This is a genomic window from Mesorhizobium wenxiniae (genome assembly GCF_002284535.1).
In the GTDB taxonomy this organism is placed as follows: Bacteria; Pseudomonadota; Alphaproteobacteria; order Rhizobiales; family Rhizobiaceae; genus Mesorhizobium; species Mesorhizobium wenxiniae.
This window is the reverse complement of the sequence record NZ_NPKH01000016.1, coordinates 145846-169742: the sequence shown is the minus strand read 5'-3', so window position 1 is coordinate 169742 and position 23897 is coordinate 145846. Positions and strand designations below refer to the sequence as shown.

25 protein-coding genes and 1 pseudogene are annotated in these 23897 nt (G+C 61.1%); 6 read left to right on the top strand and 20 right to left on the bottom strand.

The features are described from left to right. Positions 1-33: 33 nt before the first annotated feature. The 9 genes and pseudogenes from CIT31_RS08660 to CIT31_RS08620 form a co-directional block, all read right to left on the bottom strand. Positions 34-432 (bottom strand): AtpZ/AtpI family protein, encoded by a 399-nt coding sequence (locus CIT31_RS08660; protein WP_095518259.1) that lies wholly within the window; start codon positions 430-432, stop codon positions 34-36. 242 nt (positions 433-674) lie between these two features. Continuing rightward, positions 675-1859: a cell wall hydrolase gene (locus tag CIT31_RS08655; RefSeq protein WP_095518258.1), complete on the bottom strand. Its 1185-nt coding sequence runs from the start codon at positions 1857-1859 to the stop codon at positions 675-677. Between the two features lie 280 nt (positions 1860-2139). Then, positions 2140-2375, bottom strand: a pseudogene (locus tag CIT31_RS33375) (ribosome biogenesis GTPase Der); the annotation flags it as partial. Positions 2376-2377: 2 nt separating this feature from the next. Further along, positions 2378-3268 (bottom strand): SDR family NAD(P)-dependent oxidoreductase, encoded by an 891-nt coding sequence (locus CIT31_RS08645; protein WP_095518257.1) that lies wholly within the window; start codon positions 3266-3268, stop codon positions 2378-2380. Beyond that, complete coding sequence (locus CIT31_RS08640) at positions 3265-4044, bottom strand: hypothetical protein (RefSeq protein WP_095518256.1); 780 nt, start codon at positions 4042-4044, stop codon at positions 3265-3267. The genes CIT31_RS08645 and CIT31_RS08640 overlap by 4 nt, the downstream gene beginning before the upstream one ends. A 10-nt stretch (positions 4045-4054) precedes the next feature. Beyond that, entirely contained in the window at positions 4055-4642 is a 588-nt protein-coding gene (locus CIT31_RS08635; RefSeq protein WP_095518411.1) for a protein-S-isoprenylcysteine O-methyltransferase, read from the bottom strand. A gap of 161 nt (positions 4643-4803) precedes the next feature. Beyond that, complete coding sequence (locus CIT31_RS08630) at positions 4804-5388, bottom strand: hypothetical protein (RefSeq protein WP_095518255.1); 585 nt, start codon at positions 5386-5388, stop codon at positions 4804-4806. A gap of 142 nt (positions 5389-5530) precedes the next feature. Continuing rightward, a complete protein-coding gene (locus CIT31_RS35005; RefSeq protein ID WP_091596207.1) occupies positions 5531-5668 on the bottom strand; it encodes an ABC transporter in 138 nt (45 codons plus the stop codon). A 199-nt stretch (positions 5669-5867) separates the two neighbouring features. Then, positions 5868-6464: a L,D-transpeptidase gene (locus CIT31_RS08620; protein WP_095518254.1), complete on the bottom strand. Its 597-nt coding sequence runs from the start codon at positions 6462-6464 to the stop codon at positions 5868-5870. 189 nt (positions 6465-6653) lie between these two features. Here CIT31_RS08620 and CIT31_RS08615 point away from each other — a divergent pair, with 189 nt between their 5' ends. Then, the gene (locus CIT31_RS08615) at positions 6654-7409 is read left to right on the top strand and encodes an SDR family NAD(P)-dependent oxidoreductase (protein WP_095518253.1); all 756 of its coding nucleotides are present in this window, start codon (positions 6654-6656) and stop codon (positions 7407-7409) included. A gap of 66 nt (positions 7410-7475) precedes the next feature. On the opposite strand, the gene der is transcribed toward CIT31_RS08615, so the two are convergent. Next, entirely contained in the window at positions 7476-8909 is a 1434-nt protein-coding gene (gene der, locus CIT31_RS08610; RefSeq protein ID WP_095518252.1) for a ribosome biogenesis GTPase Der, read from the bottom strand. 31 nt (positions 8910-8940) lie between these two features. Beyond that, positions 8941-9606, bottom strand: a complete 666-nt coding sequence (locus tag CIT31_RS08605) for a tetratricopeptide repeat protein (protein WP_095518251.1) — start codon at positions 9604-9606, stop codon at positions 8941-8943. A gap of 295 nt (positions 9607-9901) precedes the next feature. Here CIT31_RS08605 and CIT31_RS08600 point away from each other — a divergent pair, with 295 nt between their 5' ends. Continuing rightward, positions 9902-10897, top strand: a complete 996-nt coding sequence (locus tag CIT31_RS08600) for a polysaccharide deacetylase family protein (protein ID WP_095518250.1) — start codon at positions 9902-9904, stop codon at positions 10895-10897. Between the two features lie 25 nt (positions 10898-10922). On the opposite strand, the gene sbmA is transcribed toward CIT31_RS08600, so the two are convergent. From sbmA to CIT31_RS08585, 3 genes are all read right to left on the bottom strand, one after another. After that, on the bottom strand, positions 10923-12197 hold the full coding sequence (gene sbmA, locus CIT31_RS08595; protein ID WP_095518249.1) for a peptide antibiotic transporter SbmA: 1275 nt from the start codon (positions 12195-12197) through the stop codon (positions 10923-10925). A 122-nt stretch (positions 12198-12319) separates the two neighbouring features. Next, on the bottom strand, positions 12320-13435 hold the full coding sequence (locus CIT31_RS08590) for a YbfB/YjiJ family MFS transporter (protein WP_165778392.1): 1116 nt from the start codon (positions 13433-13435) through the stop codon (positions 12320-12322). 150 nt (positions 13436-13585) lie between these two features. After that, positions 13586-13810 carry a hypothetical protein gene (locus CIT31_RS08585; protein WP_095518247.1) on the bottom strand — a complete coding sequence of 75 codons (225 nt, stop codon included), beginning with the start codon at positions 13808-13810 and terminating at the stop codon, positions 13586-13588. Between the two features lie 97 nt (positions 13811-13907). Here CIT31_RS08585 and CIT31_RS08580 point away from each other — a divergent pair, with 97 nt between their 5' ends. The 3 genes from CIT31_RS08580 to CIT31_RS08570 all read left to right on the top strand — a co-directional run bounded on the left by CIT31_RS08580 (position 13908) and on the right by CIT31_RS08570 (position 16564). Continuing rightward, the gene (locus CIT31_RS08580) at positions 13908-14822 is read left to right on the top strand and encodes a LysR substrate-binding domain-containing protein (RefSeq protein ID WP_095518246.1); all 915 of its coding nucleotides are present in this window, start codon (positions 13908-13910) and stop codon (positions 14820-14822) included. A gap of 83 nt (positions 14823-14905) precedes the next feature. Continuing rightward, entirely contained in the window at positions 14906-16162 is a 1257-nt protein-coding gene (locus CIT31_RS08575) for an aminopeptidase (RefSeq protein ID WP_095518245.1), read from the top strand. Positions 16163-16207: 45 nt separating this feature from the next. Further along, positions 16208-16564, top strand: coding sequence for a DUF488 domain-containing protein (locus CIT31_RS08570; protein WP_095518244.1), 357 nt, complete (start codon positions 16208-16210; stop codon positions 16562-16564). A 49-nt stretch (positions 16565-16613) separates the two neighbouring features. Here the strand turns inward: CIT31_RS08570 and CIT31_RS08565 are convergent, their stop codons facing one another. The 5 genes from CIT31_RS08565 to CIT31_RS08545 all read right to left on the bottom strand — a co-directional run bounded on the left by CIT31_RS08565 (position 16614) and on the right by CIT31_RS08545 (position 21829). After that, the gene (locus tag CIT31_RS08565) at positions 16614-17681 is read right to left on the bottom strand and encodes an ABC transporter ATP-binding protein (protein ID WP_095518243.1); all 1068 of its coding nucleotides are present in this window, start codon (positions 17679-17681) and stop codon (positions 16614-16616) included. A gap of 31 nt (positions 17682-17712) precedes the next feature. Continuing rightward, entirely contained in the window at positions 17713-18438 is a 726-nt protein-coding gene (locus CIT31_RS08560) for an SDR family oxidoreductase (RefSeq protein ID WP_065010114.1), read from the bottom strand. A gap of 64 nt (positions 18439-18502) precedes the next feature. After that, the gene (locus CIT31_RS08555; protein ID WP_029355472.1) at positions 18503-20008 is read right to left on the bottom strand and encodes an ABC transporter substrate-binding protein; all 1506 of its coding nucleotides are present in this window, start codon (positions 20006-20008) and stop codon (positions 18503-18505) included. A 59-nt stretch (positions 20009-20067) separates the two neighbouring features. Next, complete coding sequence (locus CIT31_RS08550; RefSeq protein WP_029355470.1) at positions 20068-20940, bottom strand: carbohydrate ABC transporter permease; 873 nt, start codon at positions 20938-20940, stop codon at positions 20068-20070. 1 nt (position 20941) lies between these two features. After that, a complete protein-coding gene (locus CIT31_RS08545) occupies positions 20942-21829 on the bottom strand; it encodes a carbohydrate ABC transporter permease (protein ID WP_095518242.1) in 888 nt (295 codons plus the stop codon). A gap of 155 nt (positions 21830-21984) precedes the next feature. Between CIT31_RS08545 and CIT31_RS08540 the strand changes: the two genes are divergently transcribed. Then, positions 21985-22905, top strand: a complete 921-nt coding sequence (locus CIT31_RS08540) for a sugar-binding transcriptional regulator (protein ID WP_029355466.1) — start codon at positions 21985-21987, stop codon at positions 22903-22905. Positions 22906-23087: 182 nt separating this feature from the next. Here CIT31_RS08540 and CIT31_RS08535 read toward each other — a convergent pair whose 3' ends face one another. Then, positions 23088-23897, bottom strand: a complete 810-nt coding sequence (locus CIT31_RS08535; protein ID WP_095518240.1) for an HAD-IIB family hydrolase — start codon at positions 23895-23897, stop codon at positions 23088-23090.

Genomic DNA, 23897 nt, shown 5'->3' with positions numbered 1-23897 from the left:
CTGTTCACTGCGCCGGCAAGCGGCGCCTCAAGTTCATTCTTTCGGATCGCGGGTTTTGTCGCCCTGTCCGAATTCCGCCATAAGTCCCGCGGAGCGCAGGACATTGAGAACGCCGGCGCCAAAACCCAGCAGCAAAAAAACGATCAGACCCCATGGCGAGGTCCCCGCCACACGGTCGATGATCCAGCCGAGACCAGCGCCAACCACTATCCCGGCGATGAACTCGCTGGATAGCTTGAGCGCCTGGCCATATCCGGCCGCACTGCCCGCTTTCGCGTCGTCTTTCCCCTCGAGCCGGCCCGGCCGCCTTGTCGCAAGCGATGCTTCAAGGTTACGCCGGCGGCGCTCAAGATCGTCGTCGCGGATATCGGCTTGACGCTGTTTGCCGCGGCCGGTTTCTCCGGTTCCGTCTGGCCCGTTGTTGTCGGCCATCGCAACCCCCTTGCCCGGTCAGATCGTCACCGTCCGTCCGCTCTTAAGTCGCCGGCAACATAGTTAGAGGGTCCGCGCCCGTCAAGCCACGGGCGGGACTTCAGCCTTAAGTATTTTCCCTATTTAAATCAATCGTTTGCCAGGGTGCGACATCGTGCCCGCTACCGTCGTTGGCGTGCCGCGACCGAATCCCTCCGGCGACGGGTCTTCGATCGGCCGCACCCGGGGCCTTGCCGGAGCGCTCAGCTCCAGCCGCCGCCATAGGTGCGGTAAAAGATATGCAGGCCGATCTTGGTCATTTTTTTCATCGTTCGCGCCCAACCCGGGTTGACGTAGTTGGCGTAGTAATGGGTCGACGATCCGACTTCCGGGATGAAGATCTTGCCGGCAGTGACCGCCATGGCGATATCCTGGGCGGTCTTGTAGTGGGAGGGGCTCTGGATGCGCTTCTTCCTGCCGTCGCAAGCGAAGGAAAACTGGCAACGGTTGAACCATTTGTCGTTCTGATAGACGACGCCGCAGATCGAGTTCGGATAGGCCGGATTGCGAACGCGATTGAGGATGACCTGGGCGACGGCGGCTTGGCCGCGCACGGATTCACCGCGCGCCTCGAAATAGATGCCGTTGGCGAGGCAAGTCTGTTCCGGCGTGGAGAAGACGCTCGCCGGCAGCGGAGTTTGCATCCACGAATGATCGCCCTTGGCCACCGGCGGAATGAAACGGCCATCGTTCGGCTTCTCGTCCTTAAGCAAGGCCTCGAAGGGCGAAGCCTGCGCATAGTCGGGCGCGGCCGCTGCGTAGGCGGTCGCCAGGACGTCGGGGCGGTCGTTGTTGACCAGTGCGGCCAGCATGGCCGGCACCCCAGGATCCGGCTTCTTGTCGACACGCCGATGAAACGCGGCGGCAATCTGGATTTCCTTGCCTTTGATCTCGGGCTTGGCGAAAGCCATCTTCAGGCCGCTGTCCATGCTCGGGCGAAGCAGCGAGGAGGTGCGCTCGAAAATCGAGCCGGCGTTAAAGTTCTTCGGCGGCGCGACCGGCGAGACGATGATGATGCGGCCCTTCTTGTCGGCGCGCATGATGCGGTCCTCGTCGGGCGTCGTGCTGGCCACGCTGCCCTTGCCGCGAAACGACACGGCGCCGACGCCGGGCAACCGCACGCCGGAACCGGAGAGCGAGCCGGTGGTGTCGGAATCGAGGAAAGGCATTTCGGCGGCATGGACCGAACCGGCGACGGATTTCTCGACATAGGCGTTCCAGCGGGCATTTGGCGCCTTGAGCCCCGAAATCAGGCTCGTCATGTCCTGGTAGGCAATGACATTGGGAAAGCCGACCCAGATGCCAAGTCCAATGACCAGAGGAGACAGAAAGGAACGTTTTTTCTCACCGGCGACAGCGACAAGCCGCTTCAGAACACGTCGATGCACGGAACTCTCCAGAAACGCAACTGACCCCACTGGAGAGGCACATTGATGCATTAACCTTGATGGGGCGTTAACAGGTTGGATCGTGTTTTCCCTGTCCATCCCCCTGTCGATCTGAAGTCAGGCGCTTTTGCGGCCATGTTCGGGCCGAAGAAAGATCGGCCAGGCGATCAGCGCGCAATAAGCCGCAGCCAGCCAGACGCGGTCACGACCAAATGACGACAAGCCCGAAAATGCGAGGCATGAAAGCTGAAGAACGTGGCTTGAGGACGAGACGCTGAGCGGCGTTTTTTCGCTTGCCGGCGAACGGATTTTCCGAGGTGCGCAAGGCGATGGGATCGACACACCTGGCATGTCGAAGACTTCGCGCAGGCTGTTCGAGAGATAGCGGACATAAGATTGCGGCATCGCGTGCGGCCGTGAGCAGGAGACGACGAAGCCTGGCGGGCGAGTCTGCGTGACATATTTGATCTTCAGCCGGCGCCCCGCCACTGCGGGCGGCGGATGATGCGCCAGGATGGTCAGGGGATAATTCCCCGAGGGCCGCGGCGTAGCTGGATCTGGCGGGCACCGCAGCATTTCTTGAACTTCATACCTGAACCGCAAGGACATGGATCATTGCCGCCGCGTTGCAGCCGGCCGACTAGGGGCAGCATCGCTGCGGAAGGCAGGAGCGCCGCCGCAAGGGCAGCCAACTTGGCCGAGATACCCGGTACGACGAGGCGACGGCCGGATTTGAACCCTCGCCACGCACGTTCGGCCACATACTCCGGATCCACCTTGGGCAAGATGTTGAAGAGGACCGTCTGATAGGCGCCTGACCTTGCGAGAAACTCGGTCGACACCGGACCTGGTGCCACGCATGTGACCGTCACGCCGGTTCGGCGCAACTCCTGATGAAGCGCCTCTGAGAAGAAGCGCACGAAACCTTTGCTAGCGAAGTACAGAGCCATATATGGCCCGGGAATGAACCCGGCGACGGAACTGAGATTGAGCACCCCACCCCGTCGGCGCGCCACCATTGCCGGCAGAAAATGGAGGGTCAGTTCTGTGAGGGAATGTATGTTGAGATCGATGATGCCGAGTTGACCATTAATAGGCAGCGCCGTCGCCGCGCCCCGCAGGCCATAGCCGGCGCTGTTGACCAGGACATCACAGACCAGGCCGTGTGCGGACAGAAAGTCCTCTAGACGCGTTGGCGCATCGCCTGCCACGAGATCCAACTCGAGCGTGAATGCCTCGCCACCCCCCTCCCGAACCTCAGCCGCCGCGGCGGCCAAACCCTCGGGCGAGCGGGCAACCAGCACAACCGCACCGCGCTCCCGTGCAGCGACGCTCGCAATTGCCCGGCCAATTCCACCCGAGCCGCCAATCACGACGACGGCTGGCCGGAATTCACGGTGCGAAATCATGTTGCGTTCCTCTGTCTTGCAGGAGCGGCAACATTTTGGCCGAGCAGCATCACTTCATTGGCGACAGTGCCATTCAGAATCTTTTCGAATCTCTCCAGTGCTCGTGCGACGTTCGCTCCATCCATGACCCGGTGATCGTAGTGGATGCGGACATTCACCGATCCGTCTTTTTCGATCGGGCCGTAGTTTAGAAGCGTGGTCAATGGTGTCAGCGGGTTGAGTGATTCCGCACCGAGACCAGAATAGACGGACAGTTGGAAGGTACCGAAGTAATTTGCCCTTTGCCGGCCGATGTTCAACCCTAGCCACATAAGCAACCACCTGACTGGCGCAGGCGCACCTGCCATCCGCAAGGCACGCCGGAACTCCGGGACCTCCAGGATCGGCCGTGATCGAGCCGCGTGGATGGATTCCTCAAGTTGCGTGATAGAGTAGCGCTCCGGGCACTTGATGCAGCTCAGCAGAACGGCCGGCTCGCCATTATATTCGCGCTCATGGGCAATCGAGGCTACGCTTGCCGGATACTCGTAAAGCTGCGGCCAGGGCAACTTGACATAGGCGCGTCGTAGCTCCGGCACCTCTTGGGCGAGAAGCGCGTATCCCTTCAGGAAGATCGCGGTCCATGAGGGCCTGGTCTGCTGCGCCATTCTAGCCCTTACGAGTGAGCCGAGGTTCATCTGACGCTGCACCGCGATCCGTGGCACGCCGATCGAAAACCTCATCACATCGCCAACAAGGCGCCGGGGCGCCGAAAGCTTGAGGGCTCGGCCTCGCATCAAAAGACCTCTAGTAAAGATAAGGGACTATTCGCTTGGTCTTTTCCATATAGGCACGGTATTGCGAGCCGAAATTCTCCAGCATCATACGCTCTTCCTTATCCACTCTCAGCAGGAAAAGCACTGCGAAACCGATCAAACCGGATATGCCCGCAACCCAGTTCGGCAGCAGAAAGGCCTGGCCGAGCCCCATAAGCAGGAACGAGGTGTACATCGGGTGACGGACCAAGGCATATGGCCCGGCGCTGACCAGTTCATGCCGTTCGCGAATCTCGAGCGTAATCGACCAGTTACGGCCAAGTTCCTTGTGGGATAGACGAAAAATCCACAGCGCGGAGCAGAAGATGATGGTTCCGAGCGCCACGGACCACGCGCTGGCCGGATGGTCAGCCGCTGCGGGGATGCCGGTGGCGACATAGAAGCCAGGCAAGATCGCGAGGCCAAGGAGAGCCGATGCAAGCCCCACAGTGTCGGAACTTGAGCGGCCGCCAGCTATAATTCGAACGCGCCTTGCCCGGCGCTCGAAGGGATACCGGATCACGTACCAAGCAACGATGCCGATCACCCATATGATCTCGCCAAGTGAGGCTACAGCAATGGTCACTTCAGGTCACCGGAGCCTTTTCTCGATCTGGGACCACGACAAGCTGTCGCAACGACGTCACCGTCCGAGTTGTCGACCGATAGACATTCAGAGCGCGTTCCTTTCGGACTTAACCGGGCGAATGAGGCGCGGAAGCGGGTTTTGCCAATCGCATTTCAACCCCCGTTCATCTCCCGAAGCTTGGTTATGAATTGTTGCGGCCGCAGCCAGGTACCGGGGGTCTTATACCCCATGGATCTGGCAATGTCCGCTACGAATGCGTTGCAGTTGTAGAGCGAGGCGTGCCAAAGCGGAGAGCTAGCCTGCAGTTTGCGTATGCTCGCGACGACTTTCCTATATTCGGCTTCGGTAAGTAAAACGCGCCAGCTTGCCGACCGGTAGGCATCTTCCAGGTCGCCGTCCGTCCACCCGGTCGAGGCTGGCACGGGCGCCACATGGCCGAGAACATAGACGTTGGGATCATCGGACTTCGGAGCGAGCCCCGCGACTTCGGGGTTGACCATCCGTCCCGCCTGGTTCAATCGTCCAAAAATCACGTAGGAATGGCCGTAGGTAAGGGCGTACCGGGAGCGGAACTCGATGAAATGCTGTTGGGCCGCGCGCGCCGGCATCGCCGCGGTTCTTAGTGCCCGATCATTGGACACAAAAGTCGGCTGGGGCTTGTTGTCCTGCGATTGACACGACGCGGCGACAAGCGCGAGCAGGGCCACAATTGTTGAACGGCCACTTACAAGCGTCATCTCATCCAGAACTCCGAGGACCGCAGACCTAGTGCCAGCCTATGCCGGCCAGCCGCAGGCAGGCTGCGAATCCGGCCTTGGCCCCTGCATATCGATGGGGAAGGGCCTGGCGGCCCTTCCCCAAATCTCCGAAAGCCGGTGCTTATTTAATCACGGGCTCTTCTACGGCAACGGGTTCCGGCGGAGGAGCCTTCCCCTTTCCTTTACCGATCCCGTTCGCGCAGCCGCTCAGGCTGGTAACGGCGAGGGTAGCAACCATTACAATCAACATCCTGTTCATCAAGCAATCCTTTCCCCAGGGGCGGAACAGCCAATAGAATCGCCACAAATAAAAAGATATGCAGCCCCACCAAGTTAGCTGCGATCTACACCAACGCCTAGTGCAGAAATGACACAGTCGGCGCCCGGCTGCAGGCGGCACCTTTGCGGTGACGTGCCGGCAGAGCGCACCATCCAACGGAGATCATGCCCGCCCACCATCAAACAACCACCACCGTCGTGCCCAAAGGAGTACGGTCGTAGAGGTCAATGATGTCGTCATTGAGCAAACGGATGCACCCGTTCGATACCGCTGTGCCTATCGTCCATGGCTCGTTTGTACCATGTATCCGGAAGTGGGTGTCGCGCCCGTTGCGATAGAGATAAAGGGCACGCGCACCAAGCGGGTTGTTTGGTCCGCCAGGGACCCCCCCTGCATACTTCACCAGGCGCGGCTTGCGCCTCATCATGTTGGCGGTGGGTGTCCACGACGGCCAGTCCGCCTTGCGGGCGACGGTCGCTGTACCCTTGAACGAAAGTCCCTGCTCGCCGACGCCGACGCCGTAGCGCGTCGCCCACCCGTCGCCCTCGACGGCATAGAGAAAACGTTGCGACGTATCGACGACGATCGTTCCAGCCGGCTCGTTTCCGTCGTACCGCACATGCTGCCGTCGGTAACGAGGACTGAGGCCACTTCTTGGTCCGAACGCGGATGAAATCGGCTCCGTCACCTGTCGTAATGTCGACGTACATCCGGAGACCATCAGAGCCAGACTACCCAGCACGAGCCCGCGGCGCGCAATGTGGTGTTCTTCCATTTTTACCTGCTAGGAAACCTGGTCAATCTACCCCACCCTTGTCTCTACCATTCCAGGGCCTGCGGGCCAAGTCTCGCTGTGCGGTGGCAAAATGAATTCACAGGATTGACAAGCGAATTGGAGCGAAACTTCTTGCGCTAACCGTCTGCCTCTGTTCGGTTATGTCACAATGGGCATAGGACAGGGACCATGAAGGCTGACTTCCATGGGAAAGTCGCGATTGTGACCGGCGCAGGCTCCGGAATAGGAGCGGCTGTTTCACGGCAACTCGCGCAAGAAGGAGCCGAGGTTGTTGTCGCCGATCTTGATGCCGAGGCCGCGCACTGCATGGCCGCCGAAATAAACGCGCAAGGAGGCAGGGCCTACGACTTTGCGGTCGATGTCACGGATGCGGCAGCCGTCGAAAAGCTGATCGAGTTCACTGTCCAGAAATGCGGCGGACTGGATATGGCCGTAAACAATGCAGGTATCGACGGCATTCGAAAAGCAACGGCAGACTATCCGCTCGACAACTGGCACAAGCTGATAAACGTCAATCTAAATGGCGTTTTCTACAGCATGAAGTACGAAATCGCCGCCATGTTGGATCGAGGCGGAGGCGCCATCGTGAACATGTCCTCCGTTCTCGGTTCCGTCGGCTTGCCGACTGCGTCCGCTTACACGGCAGCGAAACACGGGGTCGTTGGACTGACCAAGGTTGCGGCGATCGAATATGCGAGGATGGGCATCCGGATCAATGTCGTCGGCCCCGGCTGGATCGAAACGCCTCTTCTATCGGAGCAAGTGGAGGTATTAGCCACGCGGCGCATGGCAGCCCTTCAGCCGATGGGCAGACGCGGCAAACCGGAAGAGGTAGCGGCTCTTGTGTGCTTCCTGTTGTCCGATCAAGCCAGCTTTATCACCGGGAGCTACCATCTGGTGGACGGAGCCTACACCGCCCATTAGCGCGTCGCTTCTCGCGAGCGGCCAAAAGAGCGTGACCTGAATGCGGACGCCCAGAAGACGCGGCGCTCAGCGGCGTTTCTTCGCCTTGCCGGCGAACGGATTTTCCGAGGTGCGCAAGGCGATGCGGATCGGCACGCCGGGCATGTCGAAGGCTTCGCGCAGGCTGTTGGAGAGATAGCGAACATAGGATTGCGGCATCGCGTCCGGCCGCGAGCAGGACACGACGAAGCCCGGCGGGCGCGTCTTGGCCTGGGTGACATATTTGATCTTCAGCCGGCGACCGGCGACGGCAGGCGGCGGATGATGCGCCAGGATGCCTTCCAGCCAGCGGTTGAGCTTGCCGGTCGAGACGCGGCTGTTCCACACTCTGTGCGTCTTGATGACGGCATCCATCAGCTTGTCGAGGCCGCGCCCGGTCTCGGCCGAGACCGGCACCGCCTGCATGCCGCGCGCCTGCGGCAACAGCCGCTCGGTCTTCTCGCGCAGTTCCGCCAGGAGTTCCTGGGGATGGTCGATCATGTCCCATTTGTTGAAGGCGATCACCGGCGCGCGGCCCTCGCGGATGATCAGGTCGGCGATCTGGAGATCCTGCTTCTCGAAGGGAATGGTGGCGTCGAGCACGATGATGACGATCTCGGCAAAGCGAATGGCGCGCAAGCCGTCCTGCACCGACATGACTTCCAGCTTTTCGTGAATCCGGGCCTTGCGGCGCATGCCGGCGGTGTCGAACAGTTTCAGACGGCGGCCATGCCAGTCCCAGTCGACGGAGATGGAATCGCGGGTGATGCCAGCCTCCGGCCCGGTCAGGAGCCGCTCCTCGCCGATCAGCGCATTGATCAGCGTCGATTTGCCGGCGTTCGGACGGCCGACGACGGCGATGCGCATCGGTTTGGTATCGTCATAGCTCGGCTCGGCATCCGGATCGGTGATGTCCTCGCCGATCAGCACCTCGCTGGCTGCGGCCTCCTCGTCGGCATCCGCTTCTTCTTCGCCGAAGGCGCGCGCCTCGCCCAGTGCTGATATCACCGCATCGCGCAAATCGGGCAGGCCCTGGCCGTGTTCGGCCGAGACCGGGATCGGCTCGCCAAGGCCGAGTTCCCAGGCCTCCAGCATGCCGCCCTGGGCGCCGCGCGCCTCGGCCTTGTTGGCGACCACGACAACCGGCTTGCCGGACTTGCGCACGATTTCGGCGAAGGTCTTGTCGTCAGGCATCAGCCCGGACTTGGCATCGATGGTGAAAAAGATCAGGTCGGCTTCGCGGATGGCGATCTCGGTCTGGGCGCGCATGCGGCCCGGCAGCGTCGAAGCAGCAGCATCCTCGAAGCCGGCGGTGTCGATGACGTCGAAATGCAGATCGTAGAGCTTGGCGGCATGGACGCGACGGTCGCGGGTGACGCCCGGCGTGTCGTCGACAAGCGCCAGCTTCCTTCCCACCAGACGATTGAAAAGGGTTGATTTGCCGACGTTAGGCCGGCCGATGATGGCGACTTTGAACGTCATGCGGCCCTACATCTGCCAGCATGTCGATGCATTACGACACGCCGCCCGACCCACGGATCAGTTCCGACATCAACGTGGCCCGCTCGCGTGCGTTGCGCGGGGCGCTGTCATCCGAGGCGATCTGGTCGAACAGTTTCAGTGCGTCCGTCGCCTTGCCTTCCTTCCAGGCGGCAAGGCCGAGCGCCTCGCGCGCGGTATGGCGCAGCGGATTGGTGTCGGCGGTGAGCGTCTCGACGCGGCTCGATACATCGGCGAACGAACCGTGGTCGACGAGCAGCAGCGCTGCCCTGAGGCGCGCCATATCGCGAAGGCCTGATGGAATGTCCGTGTCGGCGGCGACCTCGTCGAAGTCCTTCACGGCGGCGGCGACGTCGCCCTTTTCCGCCTTGACGGTTGCCGCCCGCATGCGGGCGAGCAGCGGATAGGCGCCGTAGCCATCCTTCTCCAGCGCATCGAGGGCCGCCAGCGCTTCGTCGCTCTTGCCTTCATTGGCGAGCTTCAGCGCCTGCGAGAAGGCGTCGCCCGAGCGATTGGCGCGGGTCTCGTCCCAATAGCGATAGCCGACGAAGGCGGCGGTGCCGACCACGACCAGCACCGCGAGCGCAAGCAAGGCAGGGCCAAAACGGTCCCACAGCGCATGCGCCTGATCGCGACGCATCTCTTCGTTGACTTCGCGGATAAAACTGTCGTTCGACATCTCAAAACCATCCTGCCCGCCTCAGGGCGGTTTAGAGCGACGTGCGTCCATGGAAAGTACGCTCTAACACTTTGAATTTGCGCATCGTGCTTCCTGAAAATCAATTCTGCACTTCAGGCCGATGCGGTAGCCCGCGTTTTAGCGAAATTTTGCCGGCATGGAAGGGGTTCGACCGGAAAATCGGCTGATTGCCGGACGGCGATGTAAAGGATGACTGAAAAGGGCGACCGCACCCACGCCACATTTCGCCGGTAGCCGGTGCGCGAACCCCCCTCAAAATCCAGATCAGACACTGATGCCTCGTTTGTCCCGCGCTGTTGCGTTTTCGATCGCGTCGCTTGCTGCGGCGGGCGCTGCTGTCGCCGACCCGCCAGCGCCGGTAAAGCCGAAGCAGGCCGTCATCATCTCGTTCGACAGCGCCCGCGATATTTCGCAATGGAAGCGTAGCCGCGCGCTGGCCGCACGCACCGGGGCCCATTTCACCTATTTCGTGTCCTGCGTCTTCTTGCTCTCGCCGGAGACGCGCAAGGAATACACGGCGCCCGGCAAGACATCAGGCAAATCCAATATCGGCTTCGCCGCCTCGAAACAGGAAGTCGCTGACCGGCTCGAGCAGATAGACCTCGCCGTCTCGGAAGGTCATGACATCGGCAGCCACGCTTGCGGCCATTTCGACGGCAAGGACTGGAGCAAGGCCGACTGGCTGAGCGAGTTCGGTTCGTTCAAGCGCATTCTCGAAAACGCCTACTCGATCAACGGCATTGCGCCCGAACCGGCCGGTTGGCGTGAAATCGCGCGCAAGGCGATCGGCTTTCGCGCGCCCTATCTCTCGACAAACAACGCGCTCTACGAGGCGCTGCCAAGGGCGGGCTATTTGTTCGACGCGAGCGGTGTGTCGCGCGGCCCTGCCCGGCCACCGACCCGCGACGGCATCACACGCTTTTCGCTACCACAGATCCCGGAAGGTCCTGACACAAGGCGGGTAATCGCGATGGACTACAATCTCTATGTCAGGCATTCCGGCGGTTTCGAGCGGCCGAGCATGGCGGCCGAATTCGCCAACCGGACCTATGACGCTTTCCGCGCCGCCTTCGATACGCAATATGCGGGCAAACGCATTCCGCTGGAACTCGGCTTCCATTTCACGCTGATGAATGACGGCGCCTACTGGAATGCGCTGGAGCGGTTTGCCGGCGAGGTCTGCACCAAGGCTGATGTCGAGTGCATCAGCTATCGCAACTATGTTTCACGGCGACGTGACGGCGAAAAGCAGGCGTCGGTGGGCGGCTGACTAGAACGCTCGCCGCCCGCCACCCCTAGCTCACCGGCTGATCTTCAGGGCGCAAGCCGGCTCGCTCTCGCTCCAGGTAGGCCTGGTCGATTTCCGGTAGTGGCGCGCCTTCCAGCGTCGCTTCGAAGGCGCGCAGGCGCTTGTAGATGGATATCAGCTCGACGATGGTCGGCCAGGAATTCACGAGATATTGGAACGAACTGGCGACTTGGGAAAACGCGGTGACAATTTGCTGAAAAATCCCGAAGGTTATCTTACCAATAGCTAAGGTCGGAACAAGAATGAGGGTAGCAAAAACGTTGTCAACTTGGAGATATAGATAGCGAACCATGTCGAAGTAGACATAATGAGCGTATAACGTGAAGTAGTTCTTCCGAACATTCCTGAAAAGCTCAGCCAGCGTTGGTGGCTGAGCTCGTGCCGTATCGTCCTCACCAAGGACAAGCTCCTTGCGCAGAGCGGCTTCAACACGCTGATTACGAAATTCCAGCCCGGGTAGCTTGATGCCGACCACGGCTAGCAAGCTCGTGCCGAACAGCGACCAAGCGATCGCCGCGATGACCAGCGGATAAGGGATTGCTCCAACTATGGGGAGAGTTTGAACGTGAACGGAAAGGGATGCCAGCAAGGGTAGGAACGCGATTAGGGTCATAACCGAATCGATGAAGTTAACACCCAGCCCCTGCATCGTGCTGGAGAACCGCATCGTGTCGTCCTGAACGCGCTGCGACGCCCCTTCGATATGGCGCAGCCTCGGCCAATAAGCGGTAAAGTAATCGTTCATCGCCGTGCGCCAGCGGAAGACATAATGCCTGACGAAGAAAACATTCAGAACGGCAATGCTCATATAAACCAGAGCCAAAGACAGGAACTGCCACACTCCGTAGTAAAGCTCGGCCGGCGTAACGGATCCAGGCGTGGTAAGCGCCTTCTGCACCATGTCGTAAAACATGCCACGCCAATCATTTAGCGCCACGCTTATCTGCACAATGAAATTGGTGACGAAAATGACCAGGCCGGAGCCAAGGATCGACCAGTTTTGCCAAGGATGTGGGGAATACACCGCCCAGAAAAGATAAAATAAAGCGATACCCGCGAAAAAGTACCCGTAAAACCAGAGGAATGACGGCACCAGGAATCTCAATGGGCTTATGATAGGCGCCTGCGGATCGACCGGCGGCATGCCAAGCATCGTGCCAAGGTGTTCGCCGCCCAAGAACCACAGGATGACGAGCAGAAGGCTCCATGCGACGGCCGAAATGAAGAACAGCTTCGGCTGCGGGAAGAAGGATACGAACACGGTGGGGAAATCCTCGGTCGATGCGCAAATCAGCGGCGTTGCTGTTCAGCGGGCATAAGGTCACACATCGATCGGAATGAAAATGGCCGGTGCGCGGTGCCCGGCCCCGAGCAAGACCACAATCATGGCGATTTTGGCGCAGCCGACCAGGTGATCGCGCCTGAGACAAGCAGCACGGCGGCGGCCATGATCGATGCGAGGAAGAAGTCACCCGAGGCTTGCGCAAGCAGCCCGGCAACGATCGGACCGATAATCTGACCGAGGCCGAACGAGGCCGTCATCAACGCCAGGACCCGGCGTGGCGCTTGCGGGGCCAGCTGCCTTCCGGTCTGCAGGCCGAGCGCGGTGATGGCGATGAAGGTCCCGCCAAGCAGAAACCCGCCGAGCAGCGGCCCAATGTGTCCGCCGACGGCGACGCTCGCGGTGACGCCGACCACCTCGACGAGGCACCCGAAGGCATAAGCCTGGTAGAGCCCGATCTTTCCGGCGATCTTCTGCCAAAGCCAGACCGAGGGAATCCCGGCAAGGCCGGTGACCATCCAGACCATGGCTTCGAAGACGCGGCTTCCGCCGCCCTGCCGGACGATGGCGACCAGAAATGTCGCCGTCACGATATAGCCGAACCCGAACAGCCCATAGGCGACAATGATCTTCACCAGCGACCGATCCTTCGGCAGCGCCGGTTCGCGACCATCGGCGCCGTTGGCGGTCACAGTGCTGCCGAGCAGCAGTGCCACGAGGGCAAAGGCGGCGGCTGAGATCACGGCGGACCAGAACCAGCCCGCCGCCCAACCGGCTTGTGCGGTGACGAGGATTGCCATCAGCGCCGAGGACGCCGCTATGCCGAGACCGACGCCGCCGAAATGCAGCGCCTGCAGGTCGTTTCGGCCGGCCGCGGCCAGATGGCCGAAAACGATGCTGGACATGAACACCAAGACAAAAGCGCTAGCCAGACCGGCAAGAAACCGGATGACGAGAAAAGCCGCCATCGTTTCGGCCAGGCCCATCAGCCCGGTGAGGACTGCGGTGGCGGCAAGACCAGCCAGCATCAGCAGGCGCTCACGACCGTGCGCCCAGCCGCCAACGGCCGCAAGCGCACCAATGAGATAGCCGAGATAGTTGGCGGATGCGATCCAGCCGGCATCCGCCGGCGACAGGCCTAGTTCCTCCATCATGCCGGGCAGGATCGGCGTGTAGACGAAGCGTCCGATGCCCATGGCAACGGCCAGGGCAATCATGCCGGCGAAGGCGAGACGCAAAGGGGATGGCAAGGCGGCTTTCATTGCAGTGCACAATAGGTGCACGAGCCTGTCAAACAATCCGCTTGTGTTGGGCCAGGACGGCTCGCAACGGCTATTGGCAAGTGTCCGCCGCAGAGGGCCGGACCGCTAAATCTGTTTCATTAGCCGCAGGCGACCTGTGATGCCCGTCTCGTAGGCAGTGCGCCGGGCCGTCAGCCTGAACGGCACGTCAGCGAGTTCGCGCTCCGACATGGTGTCGAGCACAGGATGCGACAGCGGATCGGTCGCCCATCGGGTGGTCTCACTTTCATGCGACCGGCTTTGCCGCGCGCCGGCAACGGAAAAGCCCCTGAACAATGATAAAATCTTCATCGGATTTTCCTCGATAGGTCTGGCTATTTCCTTAAAATCTGCCCTTCCGCCGTATGTTTCAATTGAGATTTCAATCGTGTCGGTTTAGAAAAACTGTATGGCCATGCTGAACCGCGTCCACCTCAACGGCCTGCGCGCCGTGGAAACCGTCGCCCGTCTGGGATCGCTTTCGGCTGCGGCGAGCGAACTCAACGTGTCCGCCAGTGCCGTCAGCCAGCAGGTCAAGCGGACTGAAGAGCAACTCGGCCAGGCGCTGTTCGAACGAACGGCAAGCGGTCTCGTGCTGACCGAATTCGGCACCGTCTTCACCGCCCGGCTCGGGGCAGGTTTCCGCGAACTCGCCCAGGCGATAGCGCTCGCCGACGAGGCCTCCGAATGCACGCTGGTGGTTTCGGTCGCACCGGCTTTCGCCTCGAAATGGCTGCTGCCGAGGCTGTCCAGGCATTTCGCCCGCCATCCAAACGTGCTGCTGCGCATCGACGCCTCGGTGCGGATTGCCGATCTGGACCGCTCGGACATCGACATCGCCATCCGGCTTGGCGACGGGACATGGCCGGGCGGGCGGGCGGAACTGCTGCTGGCGCAGGAGGTCTTCCCGGTGTGCGTTCCGGTGATCGCCAACAAACTGAAATCGATCGAAGACCTCGCCTTGACGTGCGCGATCACCGACGAAAGGTCGATGATCACTTGGGAAAGCTGGTTTGAGGCCGCCGGGGTAAAGCCGGTCACCTTCCTCAAAGGCGCGCGCTTCACCGACCCGATGCTTTGCTTGGAATCGGCGATCGCCGGTCACGGCGTCATGCTCGGCTGGCAATTGCTGGCCGCCGACGCGCTTGCCGACGGCCGCCTTGTCGCGCCCTTCGGAGTCCGCGCCAAAAGCGGGCTGGGCTACTGGCTGGTGACCTCCGCCGCCAAGACCGAAAGCCGCAAGGTCAGGGATTTCAAGATCTGGATCCGCGAGGAAACAGCGGCAACGATGGCGCAATTCGGGTCGCACACCAGCGCGAACTGAACCTGCCCCGTGCAATCGCGGTGGAAAGCTCAGGGGCGGCGATCTATGTAGGAACCAGACCCCACATCGCAACAGGCAGGATCATGACCACACATTCGCGCGGCGTTTCCGCAACGATCGACCCGGTGAAGCTCGATAGGCTGGCCGAAGTCGCCATCAAGGTTGGACTGCAATTGCAGCCGGGGCAGGATCTGGTACTGACATCGTCGATCGCAGCGCTGCCTTTGACGCGACGGATCGTCGAGCATGCCTACAGAGCCGGCGCCGGCCTGGTGACGCCCATTTTCAATGACGACGAAATGACGCTGGCGCGCTTCCGCTACGGGGCCGATGCCGGCTTCGACCACGCCGCCGGCTGGCTTTATGAGGGGATGGCGAAGGCCTTCGCCAACAATGCGGCGCGGCTTGCCGTGCGCGGCGAGGACCCCTCGCTGCTGTCGGCACAGGATCCGGCCAAGGTAGCGCGTGCCAACAAGGCGAATTCCATCGCCTATCAGCCGGCGTTGGAAAAGATCACCGGCTTCGACATCAACTGGAACATCGTCGCCTATCCCGACCTGGCCTGGGCCAAGCAGGTGTTTCCAGGCGATGCGGACGACGTCGCCGTGGCAAAACTCGCCGACGCGATCTTTGCCGCCTCACGGGTTGATGTGGAGGACCCGATCGGCAACTGGGAGGCGCATAATGCGGCTCTTCGCAGCCGCACCGAATGGCTGAACGGCCATAATTTCCACGCGCTGCATTTTACCGGGCCGGGAACTGATCTCACCGTCGGGCTGGCGGACGGCCATGAATGGATGGGCGGCGCTTCGACCGCCAGGAACGGTATCACCTGCAACCCAAACATCCCGACCGAGGAGGTCTTCACCACGCCGCATGCCAGGCGCGTCGAGGGACATGTCTCCTCGACCAAGCCGTTGTCTTACCAAGGCACGCTGATCGACGAGATCTCGGTGCGCTTCGAGGAAGGCAGGATCGTCGAGGCAAAGGCTTCGAAGGGCGAGGACGTGCTGAAGAAGGTGCTCGACACCGACGAGGGTGCGCGCCGGCTCGGCGAGGTCGCGCTGGTGCCGGATTCCTCGCCGATCTCGGCGAGCGGCCTGCTGTTCTTCAACACGCTGTTCGACGAGAACGCCGCCTGCCACATCGCGCTCGGCCAGTGCTATTCGAAGTGCTTCGTCGACGGCGCCTCGCTCAGCCAGGAGGAGATCGGGACGCGTGGCGGCAACAAGAGCTTCATCCATATCGACTGGATGATCGGTTCGGACAGGATCGACATCGACGGCGTCGGCAAGGACGGCAGCCGCGTGCCGGTTATGCGTAAGGGCGAGTGGGCGTAAGGAGCCGCCAACAAACCGTCACGGCGATCAACCCCGGAGTTGGCAATGAAACTCGATATCAAGGTCAAGCGCATCTACGAGCCGCCCTCGCCTGGCGATGGCCGGCGGGTGCTCATAGACCGCGTATGGCCGCGCGGCGTCCGCAAAGAAGACGCTGCGCTGACGCTATGGCTGAAGACCGTCGCGCCAAGCGATGAATTGCGCAAATGGTTCGGCCACGAGCCGACGCGCTGGATGGAATTCCAGCAGCGATATCGCGGCGAGCTCGACAGGAACAGCGACGCGGTCGGCCAATTGCGCGCCCTCCTCGACAATGGCCGGGTGACGCTGCTCTACGGCGCCCAGGACGACATGCATAACAACGCAGTGGCCTTGGCTGACTATCTCCGCCTAAAGGGCTGAGCAGCGCGCACGCTGCCGGGTCACATCGACGCCTTTATCGCTGATCTCCTCAGGCGACACGCAGTTCCGTGGCCGCATCGAAGAGGTGCACCTTGCCCGGCAGTACCGAAAGATTGATCGCGGCGCCGGCGTTGCGGCGCTCGTCACGCGGCACCACGGCGACAGCGTCATATCCCGCCACGCGCAAATGGATCTGAACATCCGCGCCGGTCGTTTCGGACAGCACGACCTCGCCCTTGATCTCACCCGCATCCGAAATGCCGAGATCGTGCGGCCGGACGCCCATGATGACCTTTTGGCCTGGCTTCGCCTTGATCTCCGGTGAGAGGCCGATCGACACGCCTTCGGCGACGAAGTGAGGACTGCCGCCCGCGGTCTCGACAGCGCCAGCGATGAAATTCATCGACGGCGAGCCGATGAAATCAGCGACATATTTCGAGTTCGGGCGCTCATAGACCTCGTCGGGCGTGCCGATCTGCATGATCCTGCCGGCGTGCATCAGCACGATCTTGTCAGCCATCGTCATCGCCTCGATCTGGTCATGGGTGACGTAGATCGTGGTCGTGCCGAGACGATTGTGGAGTTGGCGGATTTCCACGCGCATATGCGTGCGCAGCTTCGCGTCGAGATTGGAGAGCGGTTCGTCGAAAAGGAAGACGGCGGCATTCCGCACCATGGCGCGGCCCATGGCGACGCGCTGGCGCTGGCCACCCGACAGTTCCTTGGGATAGCGCCCGAGGTAGGGCGTGAGATTCAGGATTTCCGCCGCCCATTCGACCTTCTTCCTGATCTCCGCCTTTGGCACTTTCGCCACTTCGAGACTGAAGCCGATATTGTCGAACACCTTCATTGTCGGATAAAGCGCGTAGTTCTGGAACACCATCGCGATATCGCGATCGCGCGGGTGAACGTCATTGACCCGCCTGTCGCCGATCAACAGATCGCCGTTGGTCACGCTCTCGAGCCCTGCTGTCATGCGCAGGAGCGTGGTCTTTCCGCAGCCCGACGGCCCAAGAAGCACGACGAATTCGCGGTCGGCAATGCCGAAGGAGACGTCCTTCATCACCTCGACATGCCCGAAATTCTTGGCGATGTTCCTATATTCTACGGTAGCCATTCGCTCTCTCCAGAAGCCCGGATTCGGGTCGTCAATATTTCTGCCTTGTCGGCGTGATAACGATTTCCTGCACGAGGGCGTTCTGTGGCATCTGGTAGGTGTGCAGCATAAGGTCAGCGACGTGCTCGGGCCCGATCCCGCCACCGATCTTGAGCTTGTTTGCCTTGTAGTTGGCGAGCGTCTGCGGATCGAGGACGCCGCTCAGAACTTCGGTTTCGATCACCCCGGGCGAAAGCACGACCACGCGGACGTCATAGTCGGAAAGATAGTCGCGCAGCGACTCCGACACGGCGTGAACGAAGAATTTCGTCCCGCAGTAAACCGTATGATCGGGATAGACCTTCCGGCCAGCGATCGAACTCATCATGAACAGCGTTCCATGACGGCGCGCCATCATGCCCGCCATCACGGCGTGGACCGAATTCAGCACGCCCTTCGTGTTGATGTCGATCATCTCGTCCCATTCCTCGGGCGGCTGGCGGCCTATATCGGCAAGACGCGCGATGCCGGCATTGGCAAAGAGCATGTCGACCGGTCCGTATTCGGCTTCCGCCTCCTTCACGGCGGCCGCAATTGCGGCGCGGTCCCGGACATCAACCTGCCGGGCCATACTGTCAGGCAGGTTCAGCGCCTCCATGCGCTCCAGACGGCGGGCCATCATGAGAACAGGATGGCCGGCGCGCGAAAACACCTTGGCGACCGCTTCGCCGATACCAGAACTGGCCCCTGTCACTGCTACGAGCTGTTTTCCAGCCATTGTTTTTCCTCATGGGAATTGGCGATACCCGGGGTGGCGGCCCAAGGCCGCCACCCTGGAACACTCAGCCCTTGGCGACGAGATCGTCGACCTGCGTTTTCAGGGCGTCAAGCGACTCCTTGGCCGAGCCCGACTGGCCGGCGAAGTATTTGCCCAGCGCAACCGGGATCATATCGCTTGAGAGTTCTGCCCACGCCGGCAGGTCGGGCTCGGATCCCATGTAGTTGGCGATGGTGTCGCGCACGACCGGCAAATGGCGGGTCGTGCCGGCGCCGACACGCGCATTGGCCAGCACGCGCGGATCATCATAGACGCTGGTGCGCGTTGGCCCCGTACCGCCGCCAAGAACGGTTATCAGCGCCTGGGTATCGGCTGAGGTCGCCCACTGCATGAAAATCCAGGCGGCGTCTGGGCTCTTCGAGTATTTCGACACCGCGAGCGAAGAACCGCCCTGGTGACCAACGCCTGGAATTTCGCCGAATCCGGTCTGTTCGACCGTGCGTAGCGTGGCGGCAGGTTTCGGTGGAACCATCGCTTCCATCAGACCGGAGACCTTGGAAGCTTTGGGATCGTCGAAGAACGGGAAGAATTCGCCCCAAGACAGCATCGAGGCGGCGACGCCCTGGCCGACCGACTGGCCCTCGCCATCCCATGTCCAGCCGTCGACGCCGGGCGGCATCGTCGCCTTGAGCTTGTCCCAGTAGGCCATGGCGGCCAAGCCAGCTTCGTCATTGCCGGTGAATTTGCCGTCGGGGCCGAAAATCGAACCGCCATGGCCCCAAAGCCACGCCGTCCAATCGCATTCGAGGCTGTAATGGCCCGATTTCATCTGGCCGCTGGTGCCGTACATGTTCGGGCCCTTGGCGTCGGTGATCGCCGCAGACGCCTTCAGCAAATCGTCCAGCGTGGCCGGAGGCGGCAGCTTGAGCTCGTCCCAGACGTCCTTGCGGTACTGCATGATGAAGATCGGGATGTCATAGGGCACGCCGACCATGCGGTCCTCGTACATGGCGATACCGTCGACGAGCGGCTTCAGGAAGTCGTCGATGTTGTAGTTCGGCATTGCCAGATCAGCGTTCTTGAGCTGCTCGCGCGGATCGAAGACGTCCTGGCTGAAGCTCGCCGCCCAGCTCTGGTCGATATAGTAGAGGTCGTAAGTGCCCAGGCTCGACGCCACGTCGAGCGTCAGCTTCTGCAGCACCTGCTCGAGCGGCAGAACTTCGATCTCGACCTTGATGCCGGTAGCCTCCTCGAAATACTGCTTGAGCTGCGTGGCGATGGCATTCGACGGCGGCGTCGATTCGGTGGCGAGACGAAGGGTCGTTCCGGCAAAGGGCTTGCCGACATCCGAGAGCCACTTGGTGATTTCGGCGCTGGGCTTCAGTTCCTGTTCCTGAGCCGATGCCTGGCTGATGCCGTAGAACGGACGTCGTCCCAGGCCCATGCCGAGCGCGCCGGCGCCGAGGCCGAGAATGCTTGCTGCGCGAAGAAACGAGCGCCGGTCCATCTGTCCGCGAACGAAGCGATCGGTGACAGAGGCAAGATGCGCCTTTCTGATGCTGTCTTTCATTGTCTACTCCTCCGGTTTAATTCGCGATTTTCACAAGGCTGCGAATTCGAGCCTCCCATCTATTGTTTCAACGATCCCATCGTGAGACCGCGCACGAGGTGCTTTTGAACCAATAGAATGAAGATGAAAGCGGGAATGATGGATGCGGCGCCAAGCGCGGCCATGTTGCCCCAAGCGGTGCCGATCGAGGTGACGAAGGTCGACGAGACGACAGGCACGGTCTTGACAGACGTGGTGGTCAGGGTCAGCGCAAACAGGAATTCGGTCCAGCTGAAGATGAAGCAGAGGACCGCCGTGGCGGCGATGCCGCCCTTGGCCATCGGCAGCACGATCCGCCGGAAGATCATGAAGCGGCTGGCGCCATCGACAATGGCGCTCTCGTCGATCTCCGACGGAATGTCGTCGAAGAAGCTCTTCATCAGTAGGACGGCGAGCGGCAGGTTCATCAGCGCGTGGATCAGCACCATGCCGGTATAGGTGTCGATGAGACCGAAATTCTTGTAGATGAAGAACATCGGAACCGCGACCGCGACGGGTGGCATCATGCGCGTCGACAACACCCATCCGACAAAACTGTGCCGGCCGCGGAAGTTCATTCGCGATAGGGCATAGGCGGCAAGCGTGGCGATGGCGACGGCGAGCACGGTCGACAGCGTCGCGATCACGATCGAATCCCAGACGCGAGGCGCCATGTAGAAGTTGCCGCCGCCCGGCGTCACGGTGATGCCGCCGCTGCCCAGCGAAATCCCGAACACCTTCTGGAAATTGTCGAAGGTCGGCGTGAAGGCGATCAGTTTCGGCGGCCGGTTGAAGATGTCATTGCCGTGTTTGAACGCCACCGACGTCCAGTAGTAGATCGGAAAGAAGAAGACTGCGACCACAACCCAGGCGGCGATGGTGCGAAGCATGCGCGTTGAGAAGGAGCCGTTCATTTTACCATCTCACCTTGGCGATACGGATGAAGAGATTGGCAATGACCAGGATGATCACCAGAGTGACGAGACTGAGCGTGGCTCCATAGCCCCATTTTACGAAGCTGAACGTCTGCTGCCATGCATAGAGGGACAGCGAGTAGGTCGACGCTCCCGGCCCGCCGGACGTCATGACGAAGACATAATCGAAGACGCGGAAGAGATCGATGCCGCGGACCAGCACGGCGATCGCGATCACCTTCGACATCATCGGCAGGGTGATGCGCCGGAAAATCTGGAACGACGACGCGCCGTCGATCATTGCGGCCTCGTAAGGCTCCGGCGGCAGCGCCCTGAGACCGGCAAGGAAGATGAGGACCATGAACGGCGTCCACTGCCAGATTTCCGCGACGAGAACGCCGGCTAGCGCGGTCGACGCCGTGGCGAGGATAGGGTTGTTCGGATTGAGCAGGCCGATCGACTGCAGGAGGTAGCTGATCACCCCGAACTGCGGGTCCTCCATCAGCAGATACATCATGCCGACGATGGCCGGCGGGATGACAAGCGTCATTGTCAGGACGCCGCGCAAGAATCCCAAACCGAAGCCGTCGCTGTCGAGGAGCAGCGCGATCGCCATGCCGAGCACCAGTTCAAAGACCAGTGCGATGGCGAAATAGGTGAAGGTGATGACGAGCGACTGCCAGAACCGCGTGTCGTTCCAGAGCTGCACCCAGTTTTCCGTTCCGACGAATTCGAGCGCCCGTCGGCGCGGGACGAACTCATGGAAGCTCAGCCAGATGTTGTAGATCAGGGGGTAGACCGTGAAGACAAGCAGGATCGCCACCAGCGGCAGCAGCCAGGGCAGCGGGTGATCCGAAACGACGAAACGTCTGGCTTTGGCAACCCGCACGCGTTCCTCCCGAACCGCTTCGTTTTGCGATGCACAAATGTTCATATCTTGTGCATTTGTTCAAATGCTATATTGTCGTCCTGTCTGTGGCAAGCACTTGTTGGCCGGCTACAGCGGCATTCGGATGGGTGCGCCACCAGCCTCGGAGGACCCTCATGACGTCGATCGGTCTCCTGGCACGGGTAGCCCATCAGTATTTCGTGTTGGGCGAAACGCAGCAGGCCATCGCCGAGCGGCTGCAGATCAACCGCACCAAGATCCACAGGTTGCTGGCCGAGGCGAAGGAGCGCGGCATCGTCTCGATCCGCATCAACGCCGGGACGTCCCAGGCGCTCGAAATGGAAGAACAGCTCAGGCGGAAGTACCGGCTCGACATATGCAGCGTCACACCGAACGATACCGGGTCGGAGCTCGGGCTCTCCGAAGTGATCGGCATCTATGCCGCGCAGACCGTCGAGACGCTGCTCAGGGACGACATGACGGTGGCCATGGCGTGGGGCCGAACCATGAGATGGCTCGCCTCCAACATCGAACCGGTGGCCCTCAGGAACGTTACCGTCGTACCGCTTCTCGGCTCTCTGTCGCGCCGGTCGTCGATCGACAAATACGACGCCGCCGCCGTCTTTGCCCAGCGCACCCAGGCCGAATCCTATTATCTCCCCGGACCGATCATCTGCGACAGCCGCGACAGCCGCGAGACGATCCTGCAGCAACCGAGCGCGCGCGAGGTTATCCAGAAGGCACTGAACGCCGACCTTGCGCTGATGAGCGTCGGCGGCACAACCAGCTCGACGCTTCGGAGCGTCGGTTATATGACCGACGAGGAATTCGACGATATCCTCAGAATGAAACCGATCGGGAACTTTCTCGGCTATTTCTTCGACCGGAACGCCGAACTCATCGACCATCCCGTCAATGAACGCATTGTCGGGGTTTACCCTCTCGACACAATGAACATTCCCAAACGCATCCTTGTTTCCGGCGGAAAGAATAAGGTCGGCATCATGGCCAAGCTCCTGGAAAAGGGATTCTTCACCGGCCTCATCACCGATCAGGAGACGGGGAGTTCGCTCTGACATCCACCGGCCGGGATTGCGGTAGCAACCGAAGGTGCTGTGCGATTTTGCCTGGTGCATCGCGCTCGCTTTCCTCTGAAAGCAGAATGGCATCGAATCTTTCCTAAGCCGTCCCTGGTTCGGTTCCATCGCCTGCAGCATCCTTTGCGTCGTTTGCGGGCGGCACATTTCGCGCCGGCCGATCAGACCACCCCCGACCTCCGGTTTGCCAGGATCATATCGGCAACCTCGACGAAGCCGCGTCCACCCCGCGACCTGGCGACGAAAGCGGGTTCGGCGTCGATTTGTCCCTGGAAGTCCATGACATTCGCGACCCCGAACGAGCTCGGAAAAAAACCGAACATCGGAGCGTCGTTCGGACTGTCTCCGACGAACGCGTAGGCCTGCCTTTCGGCATCGAGATCGGTTCCCAGCCTCTCGCTCGCAAAGCGGCGCGTCATCGACAGCTTGTCATATCGGCCAAACCAGCCATTCACATGGATCGACGAAATCTTGGCGACAGCGCCGGCTTCCTCGAAAATCTGCTTGATGTGCATGGCGTCGGAGATCGGCAGAGCTGGAACATCTTCGCAAAAGTCGATGGCCAGATCGGCTTCGCGATATTGCTGGTCGGCGGATACGGCCGAACCCGGCACTTCCTGGACAATACGCTTTTCCAGTTCCGTGAGTCTGCGCCTGTTTTCCCGGCGTTCCTCAGCGCTCGCGGCGAAAACCCGGATCATCTTTCGCGTTGCCTGATCATAAGCGAAGTAAAAAGCGCCATTTTCGCCGACCACGCCGGTCACCGGCCAGAACCGGGCAATCATGTCGCACCAGCCTGCCGGTCTCCCGGTAATGGGAGCAACGACAAGGCCCGCCTCGTGCAGACTTTCGAGCGCACGGTAGGCGTCGGCTGGAAGACGACCCTCGGTCGTCAAGGTGTCGTCGATATCGCAGAAGACGCCGCGAATGCGCGCCGCAGCTTCGGGTCCGAATTCGGCGAGGTCGCGCAT